At 63.0% G+C, this 15,399-nt stretch carries 13 protein-coding genes; 4 read left to right on the top strand and 9 right to left on the bottom strand.

The features are described from left to right. Positions 1–34 precede the first annotated feature (34 nt). Together G3N95_RS06680 and G3N95_RS06675 are read left to right on the top strand one after the other, a co-directional pair. Positions 35–808: a transporter substrate-binding domain-containing protein gene (locus G3N95_RS06680; protein ID WP_205969215.1), complete on the top strand. Its 774-nt coding sequence runs from the start codon at positions 35–37 to the stop codon at positions 806–808. A 37-nt stretch (positions 809–845) separates the two neighbouring features. Beyond that, positions 846–1,961, top strand: coding sequence for a succinylglutamate desuccinylase/aspartoacylase family protein (locus G3N95_RS06675; RefSeq protein ID WP_205969214.1), 1,116 nt, complete (start codon positions 846–848; stop codon positions 1,959–1,961). A 182-nt stretch (positions 1,962–2,143) separates the two neighbouring features. On the opposite strand, the gene G3N95_RS06670 is transcribed toward G3N95_RS06675, so the two are convergent. Then, positions 2,144–2,959, bottom strand: coding sequence for an SDR family oxidoreductase (locus tag G3N95_RS06670; protein ID WP_205969213.1), 816 nt, complete (start codon positions 2,957–2,959; stop codon positions 2,144–2,146). Positions 2,960–3,087: 128 nt separating this feature from the next. Between G3N95_RS06670 and G3N95_RS06665 the strand changes: the two genes are divergently transcribed. After that, positions 3,088–4,026 carry a GlxA family transcriptional regulator gene (locus tag G3N95_RS06665; RefSeq protein WP_205969212.1) on the top strand — a complete coding sequence of 313 codons (939 nt, stop codon included), beginning with the start codon at positions 3,088–3,090 and terminating at the stop codon, positions 4,024–4,026. 251 nt (positions 4,027–4,277) lie between these two features. Continuing rightward, complete coding sequence (locus G3N95_RS06660) at positions 4,278–4,928, top strand: hypothetical protein (protein ID WP_205969211.1); 651 nt, start codon at positions 4,278–4,280, stop codon at positions 4,926–4,928. A gap of 80 nt (positions 4,929–5,008) precedes the next feature. Here the strand turns inward: G3N95_RS06660 and G3N95_RS06655 are convergent, their stop codons facing one another. The 8 genes from G3N95_RS06655 to G3N95_RS06620 form a co-directional block, all read right to left on the bottom strand. Continuing rightward, positions 5,009–5,596 (bottom strand): YSC84-related protein, encoded by a 588-nt coding sequence (locus G3N95_RS06655; protein ID WP_205969210.1) that lies wholly within the window; start codon positions 5,594–5,596, stop codon positions 5,009–5,011. Positions 5,597–5,905: 309 nt separating this feature from the next. Next, positions 5,906–6,889, bottom strand: a complete 984-nt coding sequence (gene motB / locus G3N95_RS06650; protein ID WP_205969209.1) for a flagellar motor protein MotB — start codon at positions 6,887–6,889, stop codon at positions 5,906–5,908. Between the two features lie 23 nt (positions 6,890–6,912). Next, positions 6,913–7,782 carry a flagellar motor stator protein MotA gene (gene motA, locus G3N95_RS06645; protein ID WP_205969208.1) on the bottom strand — a complete coding sequence of 290 codons (870 nt, stop codon included), beginning with the start codon at positions 7,780–7,782 and terminating at the stop codon, positions 6,913–6,915. Between the two features lie 354 nt (positions 7,783–8,136). Then, a complete protein-coding gene (locus G3N95_RS06640; protein ID WP_205969207.1) occupies positions 8,137–8,967 on the bottom strand; it encodes a DUF2242 domain-containing protein in 831 nt (276 codons plus the stop codon). A 191-nt stretch (positions 8,968–9,158) separates the two neighbouring features. Beyond that, positions 9,159–10,271: a hybrid sensor histidine kinase/response regulator gene (locus G3N95_RS06635; RefSeq protein ID WP_205969206.1), complete on the bottom strand. Its 1,113-nt coding sequence runs from the start codon at positions 10,269–10,271 to the stop codon at positions 9,159–9,161. Beyond that, a complete protein-coding gene (locus G3N95_RS06630) occupies positions 10,268–10,903 on the bottom strand; it encodes a chemotaxis protein CheB (RefSeq protein WP_241018284.1) in 636 nt (211 codons plus the stop codon). Before G3N95_RS06630 ends, G3N95_RS06635 begins: the two co-directional genes overlap by 4 nt. A gap of 38 nt (positions 10,904–10,941) precedes the next feature. Continuing rightward, on the bottom strand, positions 10,942–11,790 hold the full coding sequence (locus tag G3N95_RS06625; RefSeq protein WP_205969205.1) for a CheR family methyltransferase: 849 nt from the start codon (positions 11,788–11,790) through the stop codon (positions 10,942–10,944). A gap of 19 nt (positions 11,791–11,809) precedes the next feature. Beyond that, the gene (locus tag G3N95_RS06620; protein ID WP_205969204.1) at positions 11,810–15,301 is read right to left on the bottom strand and encodes a response regulator; all 3,492 of its coding nucleotides are present in this window, start codon (positions 15,299–15,301) and stop codon (positions 11,810–11,812) included. Positions 15,302–15,399: the final 98 nt, after the last annotated feature.

Below are 15,399 nucleotides of genomic sequence, written 5' to 3'. Positions count from 1 at the left end.
AGCCGATTTAATACGCCCCTTGAGCCCGTTAGCCATGAAGACTCCGCTGATCCTTCTCCTTTCTGCATTGGGTTTTGCAAGCCACGGCGCGTTCGCGCGCGACAACGACACGATTCGTCTCGGCATCGACCCGACCTATCCGCCGATGGATGCGAAAGCGCCCGACGGCAGTCTCAAAGGCTTCGACGTCGATCTTGGCAATGAAATCTGCAAGCGAATTCACGCGCGCTGCGAGTGGGTCGAGTTGGAGTTTTCCGGCATGATTCCGGCGCTGCAGGCACGCAAGATCGACGCGATCATGTCGTCGATGGCGATTACCGCGAAGCGCGAACAGCAGATCTTGTTTTCGTCGAAGCTGTTCCAGTTCAAGTCGCGGCTGGTTGCAAAGCAAGGCTCAGGGCTGAACGGCAGCGCGCCCGCTACGCTCGCCGGCAAGCAGATCGGCGTGCAAACGGGCACGCAGTTCGAGTCGTTTGCGCAGTCGCATTGGGCGCCCGCAGGCGTGCACGTGGTGGCATACAAAGGTCAGGACGAAGTATTCAGCGATCTGGTCAACGGACGCCTGGACGGCGCGTTGCTCGGCACGGTCGAAGCCGATTACGGCTTTCTGCGCATGCCACAAGGCAAGGGCTATTCGTTCGTCGGCGAGCCGCTCGACATGGGCGATCGCGGCGTCGGCATCGGCATGCGCAAGGACGAGACCGCGCTGCAAACGTCGATCAACACCGCCATCGCGTCAATGCGCAAAGACGGCACCTACGCGCAGATCGCGCACAAGTATTTCGACTTCGATCCGTACGGCAACTGATCGAATCGTACATTCGAACGATATCCAGAAGAGTCACATGAACAGGCAATCGATTCCGCTTCTCTCGCCCGCCGTCGGCACGTCACGCGAACTCGTCGCGTTTCATTTCGGTCCGCAAAACAGCGGGCAAAAGATATACATCCAGGCGTCGCTGCACGCCGACGAAACACCCGCGATGCTCACGACGGTGCTGCTCAAGCGCCGTCTCGTCGAACTCGAAGCGCAAGGCCTGCTGAATGCCGAAATCGTGCTCGTGCCCGTCGCCAATCCGGTGGGTCTCGGACAGCACGTGCTCGGCCAGTTTCTTGGCCGCTTCGAAGCGGGCAGCGGCAAGAACTTCAACCGCCATTTCATGCAGTTCACGAGGCTGCTGGACCGCGCGAAGGATCGGCTCGGCGCCGACGCGCATGAGAACCGCATGCTGATTCGCGAACTGGTGCGCGAACAGCTGGATGCGCAAAAGCCGCTCACCGAATACGAGTCGCTGCAACTCGCGTTGCTGAAGCTCTCGCATGACGCGGACGTCGTAATCGATCTGCATTGTTCGCTCGAAGCCGTGATGCATGTGTACACGAGCGAAGCGGGCTGGCCGGAGATCGAGCCGCTCGCGCGTTATCTGCGCTCAGAAGCGTCACTGCTGGCGACGGATTCGGGCGGCCAGGCGTTCGACGAGACGCACAGCCTGTTGTGGTGGCACTTGCAGCAGAATATGCCCGCAGGCAAGCCCGTACCGACGGGAACGGTTGCCGTGACGATCGAATGCCGCGGGCAGCGCGACGTATCGTATGAAGTCGCGCAGCAGGACGCCGATGCGCTCGTCGACTATCTGACGTATCGGAAGGCGATCGGGGGTAGCGCGAAGCCGTTGCCGGAATTGCCGACGCCCGCGACGCCGCTTGCGGGGAGCGAGCAGTTCTATGCGCCTGTCAGCGGGATCCTCGTGCATCGGGTGAAGATCGGCGACTGGATTCGCGCCGGCGACGCGCTGTTCGATATCGTCGATCCGTTGACGGACGAAACGACGACCATCACCAGCAATACGGAAGGCGTGCTCTATATGCGTCGCGCGATTCGTTTCGTGACAGCCGGTGCGCCGCTGGGCCGCGTGACGGGGACCAAACCGATCCGCGCCGGCGTGCTGCTGGGCGCGTGATGCGTCGTACGCCGTGACATACGCCACGGCCTAGGCGGCGAGTTTAGGCGCATAAACTTCGCGGACCGGCTTCGTTGGAGTAGGCGATACGAGCCGCCAAGCGCAGGCACTTTTGGCGCATAAACTCCCGAAGCCAATCAGCGGCGCGACGCCAACCCGCGATCGCGCCGCAAGCCTCTGCATCAAGCCACATTGAACCGCGCAGCCGGCGTGGTGCGCGACAGGTTCGGTCCGAGCGCGGCACGCGCGGACTCGAACGCCTGCCAGTCGGCGTAATCGGGCAGCGACGGAATCGTCGCGAGTTCGCCCTGGTCGAAGCCGACCAACGACGCATCCACCATCTCTTCCGCGCCCATCACGATGCCGCGTTCTTCGACCATTTCGATGGGCACGCCCGCAGCGTCCCAGAATTCGGTGCGCGTTGCGCCCGGCAGCACTGCCTGGACCTTCACACCCTTGCTCGCCAGTTCGTGATGCAGCGACTGCGTGAAAGCGAGCACGAAGGCCTTCGTGCCGCCATACACCCCGTTCAGCAGTTCCGGCGCAATCGCGACAATCGAAGCGATGTTGATGATATTGCCGCCGCCACGCGCGACGAAGCCGGGGGCGATCGCGTACGTGAGTCGTGTCAGCGCGACCACGTTCAACTTGATCATCGATTCCATCTTGTCGACGTCCGAATCTACCAGCGGTGCGCCTGCGCCGACACCCGCGTTGTTCACCAGCATCGTGATGCTCGCGTCCGTGCGCAGCACGTTTTCGACGCGGCGGATATCGGCGTCGTCGTTCAGATCGGCGGCGACGATTTCCACCGAGCGGCCCGTTTCGTTCGAGATGCGTGTCGCCAGTTGTTCGAGACGCGCGCGGTTGCGGGCGACGAGGATCAGGTCGTAGCCGCGGCGCGCGAGGCGGTCCGCGTAGATCGCGCCGATGCCCGATGAGGCGCCCGTCACGACGGCCGTGCCGCGGTTCGCTGCGGAATTGGAAGAGTTCGACATAGCAATGCTCCTGAAGGTTGGTAGCGCAGGTGACGTCGCGTCGTCTGCATGACCGTCAGATTAGGTGCATACTCACATGGCCTCAATGTCATAGATGCCACTTTTTAGGACATCGCTGGAGACTAGCCATGCTACGCGTCGGAATCGTTCTGTTCCCCGGTTTTCAGGTGATGAATCTCGGCATGACGAGCGTGCTGGAGTTCGCGAACCGCGAGATGAGCGAACCGCTGTACGACTTCGTGTTGCTGTCGGAGCATGGCGGACCCGTCGTGTGTTCGTCCGGATTCGAAGTGTCGACGCAGCCCTTCGACGACGGCCGCTTCGACACGATTCTGGTCGTCGGCGACAACGATCTGCAGCCGTCGCCGCCGTCGCTGATCGACTTCCTGAAGCGCGCGTCGCCGGCGGCGCGGCGCGTCGCGGCTGCCTGCACGGGCGCCTTTCATCTGGCCGAAGCCGGTTTGCTCGATGGCCGGCGCGCGACGACGCACTGGTACTACGCGGCAGACATGCGCAAACGTTATCCGGACGTGAAAGTGGAGGAGGATCGCATCTTCATCATCGACAACGACGTGTGGACGTCGGCGGGGATGACGGCGTGCATCGATCTCGCGCTCGCGTTCGTCGAAAAGGATGCGGGCGTGGAACTCGCGCGTCACGTCGCGCGCAAGCTCGTCGTGTATCACCGGCGCGCGGGCGGTCAATCGCAGTTCTCTGCGCTGCTCGAACTCGAGCCGAAGTCCGATCGCATCCAGACCGCGTTGTCGTACGCGAGGCGCAATCTGAACTCGCCGCTTTCTGTCGAGCAACTCGCCGACGCCGCGCATCTGAGTCCGCGACAGTTCACCCGCGCATTCAGGGAAGAAACGGGACAGACGCCCGCGAAGGCCGTCGAGCGGTTACGCGTCGAAGCAGCGCGGCTGATGCTCGAAACAGGGCGACATGGCGTCGATGTCGTTGCACGCGACGTGGGTTTCGGCGATCGCGAGCGCATGCGACGGGCTTTTCTGCGTGCGTTCGGTCAGCCGCCGCAAGCGGTTCAGCGGATGACGCGCGGTATCGAGTGAAAGATTTAAAACTTTGGTAAGCCTGTGTAATTTACCGATTTTCGCTGAGGAGCCCGGAATTTAAAGGGTTCAAGAAAGCACCCAGAAAACGAAGTAAATATTCATTAAAGATTTTCCGTGAGTGGTCCGTAATAGAACGGGTCTGGGACGCCGGTGCAACGCAACCCCATTGCGTGTGTCGGGCAATTCTTCCCGATACACATGGCGTCAAGGTCAGGCGCCCTCCAGAACCCCGAAGGAAAATCTCACAGATGAACAGGCTGTTGGTCACCCTTGCGGCGGGCTTCGCGCTGTCCGCGCCCGTCGTTCACGCTCACGAAATTTATGGTCAGGTCGGCACGGAAGGCGTCGGTATCGGCTTCTCCGAACCGCTCGGCACGCGCGACAACATCCGCGCCGAATTCAACGGTATCGCGTTCTCGCACAACTTCAGCGCCGGCGGCCTGAATTACGACGGCAAAGCCAACATCTATCACGGCGGCCTGTATCTCGACTTCTTCCCGGCGCCCGCCACGGTGCCGTTCCGCATCACGGCGGGCATGATCATCGGCGGCGACAATGTGACGGGCGACGCGACCAGCCCGAGCGGCACGGTCAACATCAACGGCACCAGCTATTCGACGAACGGCGAGAGCGTTCACGCGAAGGCGAAGTATCCGGCCGTGCGTCCGTATATCGGCATCGGCTTCGGGCACACGCCTGTCGCGCAGAAGGGCTTCTCGGCATTCTTCGACGCGGGCGTCACGTACGGCCGCCCGCACGTGACGCTCGACGTCCCCGCAGACATCGTTGCCGAAGCAGGGCAGGCGAACGTCGATGCGGAACGCCAGGCGCTGCAGGACAAGGCAGACAAGTGGCGCTGGTATCCGATCGTGAAAGTGGGTGTGACGTACCGGTTTTGATCGTCAGGTAGCGAATACTAAAAGCGGCTCGCCATGGGTCATGGCGGGCCGTTGTTCGTTCCGGGCGACGAACGCCGACGTCAGATGTTCAGCTTCGACACCTTGGTGCCTGAGAGCGATACATCGCCCATCAAGCCCGAGTTCGTCATGACGATCGCTTCGACAGGCGCGGTGGCCGTCGTCGTGTCGAGCGCGCCGTTCGCGCCGACCTTGAGGAGCGCCACCGATGCATCGGCGCCCGCCGACCAGCCCTTCGCATTCTGGAAGGTGTCGAGCGCTTCCTGTGTCATGAACAGGAAGATGACTGCCTTCGACTGCGCGCCCGCCGTGAGACCGAACGAGCCCGAGACCGTGCTGTAATAGCCTGCCGAGCTGCCGCCGATGCGCAGCGCACCTTCGCCGTACTCTCCGCCCACTACGAAGCCGACCTGTAGCACGGACGGAAACACGAGTACGCCGCGCGCCTTGCCGACCAGTTCGCGCGAACCTTGAACCGACGTATAGAGTTTCGCCAGTGCGCCATCGACGCTGGCATCGATCGACTGCCGTTTGGACATGTCGGTCGCGGCGGATTCTCCACTGCCCTTGGTGGTCGTGCAGCCCGACATCAGCAGACCGCCATATGCGAGTGCAGCAACACTTGCTGTCACGAAGTGTCTTCTTTGCATTGTCGTTCTCCGTCTGTGAAGCATTGGAAGGGGAAATGCACGTTTGCACGCGTGATCTCGCGCAAGCGCAACTGCTACGCTTCCTCCACCAATATCAGAAACGTATTGCGGTTGTGAAGTGCGCTACCCAATTTGTTTGCGAGCAAAGGCATTCCGGCGCGCGGTCGCGGGGCCGAATGACGCGAACGTGTCGACGCGCGAAACGATGCGCACGATCGTTGCGAAACGCAGTGCAATCCGTACGCGCGCCGGAAACAAAAAAAGCCGCATGCCTCCTACGAAGCATGCGGCCGAACACCCGACAACGCATCAATACGCGCTGCGCGTGCTTACCTTCAATTTCGACACCACGCCGGGGATCGCTTCGCTGGCGGGCAGCGCTTCGTCGATCGACGTGCGGCCGCCGTCGCGGAAGAACGCCTGCTCGGCGGCCTTGTTCAGCACGAGCACGCTGATGCGCCGGTTGGTCGGTTCGTCGGCGACGTTTGCATTGAGCGGCAGCACGTCCGCGAGACCGCGCACCTGCAGCAGCTTGTCTTCGCGCATGCCGCCCGCGACGAGCGCGCGCCGCGCCGCGTTCGCGCGTTCCGACGACAGCTCCCAGTTCGAATAGCCGGCCGGACCGTTCGCGTAGGTGACGGCGTCCGTGTGGCCCGCAATCGAAATGCGGTTGTCGACGTCGTTCAGCGCCGCGCCGATCTGCGTGAGAATTCCGACCGCGTAGGTCTGCAGTTTCGCGCTGCCCGTCGCGAACATCGGGCGCTTCAGCGTATCGACGATTTCGATGCGCAAGCCCTCGTTCGTGATCGAGATGCGGATTTGATCCTTGAACGCCTTCAGCGCGGGCGTTTCCTCGATCAGCGCCGAGAGTTTTGCCTTCAACTGCTCCAGGCGCGCGGCGTCGTTGGGAACGGTGGTCGCCTGCGTGAGCGTCGGCTTCGCGGGCTCCTGCTGCATCTTCTTGCCGTCGCCCGGACGCGTGTCGGAGATGTCGCGGCCGCCGCCCTGGATCACGTTCGGACGCGAGGCCGCCGTGCCCTCGTTGCCGCCGAGCAGGCTCGACAGCGGCGTGTTGAAATAATCCTCGATGCCCTGCTTGTCGTACTTCGACGTCGAGCCGAGCAGCCACATCAGCAGGAAGAACGCCATCATCGCGGTCACGAAGTCCGCATAGGCGATCTTCCATGCGCCGCCGTGATGCCCGCCGTGTCCATCGCCCTTCTTCGAGCGGCGCACGATCACGGGCGCGGCTTTCTCGCTCGCCTCTTCGCCGCGGGGTCGTCTTTCGGCCATGCCGTTCTCCCTCTTGGCTAGGATCAGGCCGACTTCGGCATCTTGGTCGCGCGCACGGCGTCGTCGAGCTCCTGGAAGCTCGGACGGTCTGCCGTGAACAGCACCTTGCGGCCGAATTCGACGGCGACGGGCGGCGCGTAGCCGGACAGCGACGCAAGCAGCACGGCCTTCACGCATTGAAACGGCTTGGCTTCCGCGCGGCCCTTCGCATTCAGCAGATCGGCGACGGGGCCGATGAAACCATACGCCAGCAGAATGCCGAGGAACGTGCCGACCAGCGCGCCCGCGATCATCTCGCCGAGCACGGCAGGCGGCGCGCCGACCGAGCCCATCGTGTGGACGACGCCCATCACGGCCGCGACGATGCCGAATGCGGGCAGGCCGTCAGCCATCTTCTGGATCGCGTTCGCAGGCACGGACGATTCGGAGTGGTGCGTCTCCAGTTCTTCGTCCATCAGGTCCTGCATTTCGAGCACGTTGACGTTGCCCGTCGACATCATCCGCAGATAATCGACGATGAAATCGAGCAGATGATGATCTTTCAAAACGTGCGAATATTTCTGGAACAGCACACTTTCTTCCGGCGCATTGACATCGGCTTCGAGCGCCATCATGCCTTCCTTGCGCGCTTTTTGAAGCAGCTCATAAAGCAGCGCAATCAGTTCCAGATAAATCTCTTTCGAATAGGCGCCGCCTTTGAAGCATCCAGGCAAAGCCTTGATGGTTTTCTTCAGCACCGAAACGGGATTGCTGACGACGAACGCGCCGATCGCCGCGCCGAAAATGCACAGCAGTTCGAACGGCTGCACCAGTGCGGGCAAATGGCCGCCCACTCCCACGAAGCTCCCGATCACCGAGCCGAGAACCAGCACCCAACCAATAGCGACAAACATGGACCCCTCTCCAATTTAGAGCACTTGCGGCACGCCGATGAACCGGCAGGTTTTACTGCACGAATGGCGTACCGTTTTGTTAATTCCGTGAAGGTGGTAACGGCTGGAGAAGCGCCGTGCTGAAGTGCGGGCAAAGCCCAATCAGGAAAATATTTTTACGATTCGATTTATATCGATACTTCGGGCGTTTTTACTGGCGTCGTTTTTACCGACTGACGATTTAAAACAGATAATCGCTCGCGGTCGGCAAAATACCTGCAATCTTGAGTGCGGCGTGAAAATAAAAATCGCCGCATGAGGGCGGCGATTATCAATTCGAATGGACTGTTTCGCGCGTTCTATCCGCGCGCGATGTCACTGCGACACGGCGGCGGCAGTCGAAGCAGGCGACGCGGCAATCGCGGGCGTGCCGTCGAGCAGGGCGGCCGGGTCGGGCGCGGCCGATTCTTGCGCGGGCGTTGCCGAAGCCACAGGCGTTGCCGAAGCGGAAGCCGCGGGCGTGGCCGGCTGGGCCGAAGGCGCCGGCATGATGACGGGCGCCACATGGCCGCCCGGCGCCGCTGGCATCGGCGTGACGACCAGCGCAGGCGCGGGGGCGGGTGCCGGCAGTTGCGTCGCCTCGACGGTATTGCCGGGCACGGGCGTGCTGCGCACGACACTCTCCAGATAATGGCCGATCAGCGTGAAGAAGCCGTCGTAGAACTTGCCCGACTGGATGGTTTCGCTGGAGATCTTCACCATCGCGTCGCTGTTCTGGCGGATCGGCAGCGACAGCGAGCCGAGCACGCTCAGTCCGACGCTCGCCGACGTATCGCTTTTCTTGAGCGCGTAGCCGCTCTGCACCGCGTTCGCATAGACGATGCTGCTATTGGTCGCGTCGTCGCCTGCTGTGCAGACGATATGGAATTCGACGGTGAAATGCGAGTCGCTGGCGGGCTGGAAATTCTTGCTGGCGTCGACGGTATCGGGGCGCACCAGCGTCGTCATGTAGCCCTGGCTCAGCAGTGCGCGGCGTGCGCCTTCACAGGCTTCCGTGCTCGTCACCTGGAACGTGCGCGTGTACGGACTCGCGCCGCTGCTGAAGAAGTTTTCCTGCAGCTTCGCTTTCGGCGGCGTCGAGCACGCGCCAAGCGCGACAAGCACGGGCAGGGTCAACGCGAGAGCGGCACGGGAGGGGCTGAACATGATGAAGATGCGGACAAACGGAATCGGACGGCAAGCATTGTAGTGCGGTTTGATGGCAAGCCGTTATTACGTCGATAGACGCCGTCGCGTGGCGGAGCGGCGCGCGAAACGGGGCGCGGACGCGCGCCCATGCCACGCAAGGCGCACACGCCGCTGCCGCATCTCTTACGAACTATTTCAGCGGCTCGGCGTCAGCTCACCCAGCTTTGCGCCGTGCGCGGCAACTCGACGGTGAACACCGTGCCGACGATCTCGTCCGACGCCACCGTCACCTTGCCGCCGTGCATGTGCACGATCTTCTGCACGATGTGCAGCCCGAGCCCGAGCCCTTCGCGCGACCGTTCGCCCGCGTTGCTGGATCCGAACGGTTCGAACAGATGCGGCAGCATCGCCGCCGGAATCGCACCGCGATTGCCGACGGTCAATCTGAGCCGGTTCGAGTCATCGGCGTTGACGTCGACGGCGATCGGGCTGTCGCGCTCGCCGTGATGCAGCGCGTTGCTGATGAGATTCGAAATGGCCTGCCACAGCAGATCGGTGTCCCAGTTGCCCGTCGTGTTGCCGCGCGACGTGAACTCGATCTGGCCGGCGCGCTCGTGCGTCGCGAACTCTTCGATCACGCCGCGGCACAGCGTCGCGAGTTCGCTCGCGCGCGGCTGCAACTGCATGCGGCCGCCTTGCAGCCGCGCGAGATTGAGCAGCTGATGCACCATTCGCGACATACGCAGCGAACTGTTCCTGACGCGTCCCGCGACGATTGCGGATTGCTCGTCGGGCGCGTTGCGCACGAGATATTCCGCCGACGCGAGCACCGTTCCCAGCGGCGTGCGCAGATCGTGGCCGAGCACGGCCATCAGCATTTCGTTCGCTTCCAGCAACTGCCGCGTGGTCAGCAGCTGATCGGCGAGTTGCCGCTTGTGCTGTTCCAGTTGCACGAACACGTCGACCTTCGACTGCAAAATGCGCGGGTCGAACGGCTTGTGCAGAAAGTCGACCGCGCCCGCTTCGTAGCCGCGAAACGTGCGCGACGTGTCTTCCGTCGTGGCCGTCAGGAAGATGATGGGCACGTGCGATGTGCGCGGGCTGCCGCGCATCAGCGACGCGAGTTCGAAGCCGTTCATGCCGGGCATGTTGACGTCGAGTATCGCGAGCGCGGCTTCATGCTTGAGCAGCAGGTCGAGCGCGGCCGTCCCAGAGTTGGCGACCAGCAGTTCGACGCCGGGCCGCGCCAGCAGCGCTTCGAGCGCCGTGATGTTATGCGCGATATCGTCGACGATCAGAATGTTGACGGGTGAATTCCTCATGTCATCGTTCTAGTGTGAGGCGGCAAACCGGCGAGCCGCCGGGCCATCTGGGTTGGAGAAAGCACTTCGTCGGCGGCGCCGAGCGCGATGGCCGCGTGCGGCATCGTCGACGAGACGGCCGTTTGCGGGTCCTGCACCCACGCGAGGCCGCCCATCGCGCGGATCACTTCGAGTCCGTGCGCGCCGTCGTCGTTCGCGCCCGACAGCAAAATGCCGAGCAGCCGCTCGCGGTAGACGTGCGCGGCGGATTCGAACAGCACGTCGATGGACGGCCGCGAATAACGCACCGTCGCGTCGATCGACAGCGCAACCGTACGGTCGTCGTCGATCAGCATGTGATAGCCGGGCGGCGCCACATGCACGCGTCCGGGCAAGACGGGTTCGCCCGCATCCGGCTCGGCGACGGGGAGCGCGCAGCGATAGCCGAGTGTTTCGGCGAGGCAGCTGGGCGCATCGGGCGGGACGTGCGTCACGATCAGCACGGCGATCCCGAACGTTTCAGGCAGCGCGGGCAGCAGCACGTTCAACACATCGAGTCCGCCCGCCGACGCGCCGATCGCAATAGCCTCGAACGCGCGCGTTCCCATCGGCGCGACAGCGTCCGGTGGAGAAGGTGGGCGAGGTGTGTTCATACGCGTCGATCGGTCGTTCGATGTTGAAGTCGTGCAGTCTAGCGTTTCTGATAGATGCGCTCGCGCTCGCGAAATTCTTCGAAGGCATCGTACTGCGTCGAAAAACGCAGGCTCTCCTTACTGCCGAGGCCGAGGAAACCACGCCTTACGAGGGTGTCCCTGAACAGCCCCAGTGCGCGGTCCTGCAAGCCTCGATCGAAATAGATCAGCACATTGCGGCACGACACGAGATGCGCTTCGAGAAACACTTCGTCCGTCGAGAGGCTGTGATCCGCGAACACCACGCGCTCTTTCAGCGAGCCCGCAAAGCGCGCGCCGCTATAGGCCGCGTGATAGTAGTCCGCGAGCGAACGCGTGCCGCCCGCGGCCAGATAGTTGCGCGTGAAGCCCGCGATCCTGTCGAGCGCGTAGATGCCCGCTTCGGCGCGCGCAAGCGCGTCGGGATTGATGTCGGTCGCGTAGAACAGCGTGCGCTCGGTGAGGCCCGCCTCGTCGAACAGGATTTTCAGCGACCACAGTTCTTCGCCCGTGCTGCAGCCGGCCACCCACACCTTGATCGACGGATAGGTTTGCAGCACGGGCAGCACGTGGTTGCGCAGCGCGAGAAAGTAGGCCGGGTCGCGGAACATGTCGCTGACCTGCACCGTCAGGTAGTGGAACAACCGCACGAAGTCCGCTTCGCTGCGCATGATCCTGTCCTGCAGTTGCGACAGCGTCGTGACGCCGAATTCTTCGAGCGCCTGCGCGAGACGCCGCCTCAACGACGACATCGAGTAATGCCGGAAGTCGTGCTGGTACTTCAGATAGATCGCTTCCAGCAGCAGCTTCAGCTCGATGTCGAAATCGTGCAGGCGTTGCGGCGAATCGTCGTACGTGAAACGGCTCATGACGGGCGGTTCCTCGCGGCTAGCGCTGCCGCAGCCACACGCGGCACAGCGAGATCAGCTTGTCGACGTCGATGGGCTTCGAGATGTAGTCGTCGGCGCCTGCTTCGAGGCAGCGCATGCGGTCTTGCGCCATGGCTTTCGCCGTCAGCGCGATGATGGGCAGATGCGCAAAACGCGAATCGCGGCGAATGTGCGAGATCGCCGTCAGGCCGTCCATCTCCGGCATCATGATGTCCATCAGCACGAGATCCACCTCGCGTCCGCTGTTCAGCGCTTCGAGCGCTTCGCGTCCGTTGCGCGCGATTTCGAGCGTCGCACCGAGCGGCTCGATCACATGCGACAGCGCGAAGATATTGCGCACGTCGTCTTCCGCGAGCAGGATGGTGCGCCCTTCGAACTGGTTGTCCCGCTGCCGCACCGTGCGCAGCATGCGCTGCTGTTCCGGCGCGAGCGACGACTCGACGCTATGCAGGAACAGCGTCACTTCATCGAGCAGACGTTCGGGCGACTTCGCTCCCTTGATGATGATCGATTTCGAGTAGCGGCGCAGCCGGTGCTCTTCATCGCCCGATAGCATGCGGCCCGTGTAGACGATGACGGGCATCGCCTGATGCGTGACATCGGCGGCCAGCTGTTCGAGCAGATCGTAGCCGGTGCCGTCGGGCAGCGCGAGGTCGGTCACGACGCAGTCGAACAGCGTCGACGACAGTTGTTCGAGCGCGCCCGCCAACGTCGCGACGACGACGATCTCCGTGGTCTCGCTTTGCAGCAGCGCGCGGATGCTTTCGCGCATCGCGGCGTCGTCCTCGATCACCAGCACACGCTTCATGCGCTGTTGCAGGCGGCTTTCGAGGCGGCGGATCGCGGCCTCGAGCGTGGTGCGCGCGGTCGGCTTCAGCGTGTAGCCCACTGCGCCCAGATGAAGCGCTTTCTCGGCATGATCCGTCGCCGAGACGATGTGGATCGGGATATGACGCGTGGCGGGATCGTTCTTCAGCCATTCGAGCACCGTCAGCCCCGAGCGGTCGGGCAGGCCGACGTCGAGCAGCACGGCCGTCGGCTGCATGTCGCGCACGAGCGTCAGGCCGGTCGTGGCGTCGGTGGCATGGACGAAATCGAAGTCGAGTTCATGCGTGAGATCGCGCAGGATTTCGGCGAACACGAGGTCGTCTTCGATCGCGAGAATCAGGCGCGCTTCATGGCGGCGCGTGTCGCGGTCGTCGGCAATCGAAGCGTGCGCGCCGGCCGTCGGTACGGGCGCGGGCACGGCTTGAGCAACGGGCGACGGCGCGCTGACGGGCACCGTCAGCGGCGCGGCGGCGTGCGGCGTCTGAGCCGCCGGTGTGGTGTGCGCGTGCGCTTCGTCCGCGCCTTGCAGCGGCAGCCAGAGCGTGAACACGCTGCCCTTGCCGGGCTCGCTCGCCACGCTCACGCGTCCGCCGAGCAGGCGCGCGAACTCGCGCGAGATCGACAGGCCGAGGCCGCTGCCGCCATAGTGGCGGCTCGTCGAGCCGTCGGCCTGCTGGAAGGCTTCGAAAATCAGTTCGAGCTTGTCGGCGGCGATGCCGATGCCCGTGTCGCGCACATCGAAGCGCAGCGTGTTCGCATCGCTGGCCGCGACCGTCAGCGCGACTTCGCCGTGCTCGGTGAACTTCAATGCGTTCGACAGCAGATTGCGCAGGATCTGCAGCACGCGCTGACTGTCGGTGAAGAACGTGTCGGGCACGCCAGGCGCGCGTTCGACCGAAAACTGCAAATGCTTCGCAGCCGCCATCGGCTCGAACATTTCGCGCAGCGATTGCAGCATCGATTCGACGGGCACGAGTTCGCTGTCGATCGTGATCTGCCCGGCTTCCACTTTCGACAGATCGAGAATGTCGTTGATCAGCACGAGCAGATCGCTGTTCGACGCATGAATCGTTTCCGCGTAGCGCACCTGCTCGTCGGTCAGATTGCCTGTGCGGTTCTCCTGCAGCAGGCGCGCGAGGATCAATGAACTGTTCAGCGGCGTGCGCAGTTCGTGCGACATGTTCGCAAGGAACTCGGACTTGTAGCGGCTCGATTGCTCCAGCCGCGCGGCATTCGCCGCAAGCTCGCCTTGCGCGCCGAGCAGATCGGCTTTCTGGCGCTCCAGACGCCTCGCGTAATCTTCGAGCTGCACGTTCGTCTGCTCGAGTTCCGCCTGTTGCGCTTCGAGCCGCGCTTGCGATTCGACGAGTGCGCGGCCGCGTTCTTCGAGACCTTCGTTCGACACGCGCAACTCTTCCTGCTGCACCTGAAGCTCTTCATTCAATTGCTGCGTTTCGGAGAGCGCGTCCTGCAAGCGCTCGCGATACAGCGCGGCTTCGATGAAGTCGCCCATGCTGTTGGCGACCAGTTGCAGGAACTCGTGATCGCGCGGCGCGATATTGCGCATGAAGCCCATTTCGACGACGCCGTTCACGATGCCGTCGTTTTCGATCGGCAGTACGACCAGGTTGCGCGGCGGGCTCATGCCGGTGCCGGACACGACTTTCACGTAATCGTCGGGGACGTCGTGCAAGACGAGCGTGCGGCGCGATACGGCCGCCTGACCGACCAGGCTTTCGGCATCGCGAAACGAGCGCGTCGCCTGTTCGCTCTCTTCGCTGAAGCCATAGGTCGCGATGCGCTTCAGGCTGCTCGTTGCACGATCGCGCACGTACAAGGCCGCGACCACGACGTCGAGATATTGGGCGAGAAAGTCGAGGATCGCCCGGCCGACGAGAGGCGGACTCGACTGGCCGACCATCTTCTCTGCAAGCAGACGCTGCCCGGAGCGCAGCCACACCTGCTGCTGCAGCACTTCCGTGTGCTCGGCCTGACGCCCGAGCACGGCGTCATACGCTTCGGACAGGTTCAGCAGATCGCGCCGGCCGCGCCACGCGATCACGCCGCTGATCGCCAGGCTGATGAGCAGAAACACGCCGACGAGCACGGCTGTCACGCTGCGGGTGTCGCTGGAGCGCTGCTGGCGCAGTGCTTCTTCGACAGTCAGGAACTGCCCGAAAAGCCGCCGCGTTTCGTCGAACTCGATTTTTCCGCGTCCGCTCTTCACCGAGTCGGTGTAGTCGAGATTGCGCCGGCGCAGATCGATCATCTGTTGCGCGAACTGGTCCCAGCGCTGTTGTACGCCGCGAATGCGCTTGAGTTGATCGACCTGCGACGGGTTGTCGGACACCATCTCGATCAGCGAATCGATCTCCGTTTCGAAGCGCGGCTGACCCAGCTGATACGGCGCGAGGAAGGCCTCGTCGCCCGTGATCAGAAAGCCGCGCAACGCGGACTCGCGATCGACGGCGAGCCGCAGCATTTCGTTCGCGTTGCCGATCACGCGCTCCGAATGTTCCACCCAGCTGATCGTGTTGACGAGGTAGGCAATCAACGCGACGAACACGGCCATCGTGACGACGCCGAGCCCGAGCGGCAACGCGATATTGCGGCGAATGATGCGGCGAAAACTGATCTGATCGACAGCGCCGACAGCGGTCATTTTTTCTGCGTGACCGCGTGACTCGTGTGATGGATTCGGCATTTTTGACTTGAAAAAACGTTGGCGTCTTTAGTTGTAGCCGGAATGTGCGACTGCAC

Source organism: Paraburkholderia sp. Tr-20389 (assembly GCF_017104565.1).
In the GTDB taxonomy this organism is placed as follows: domain Bacteria; phylum Pseudomonadota; class Gammaproteobacteria; order Burkholderiales; family Burkholderiaceae; genus Paraburkholderia.
This window is presented reverse-complemented; position numbering and strand designations above follow the sequence as displayed.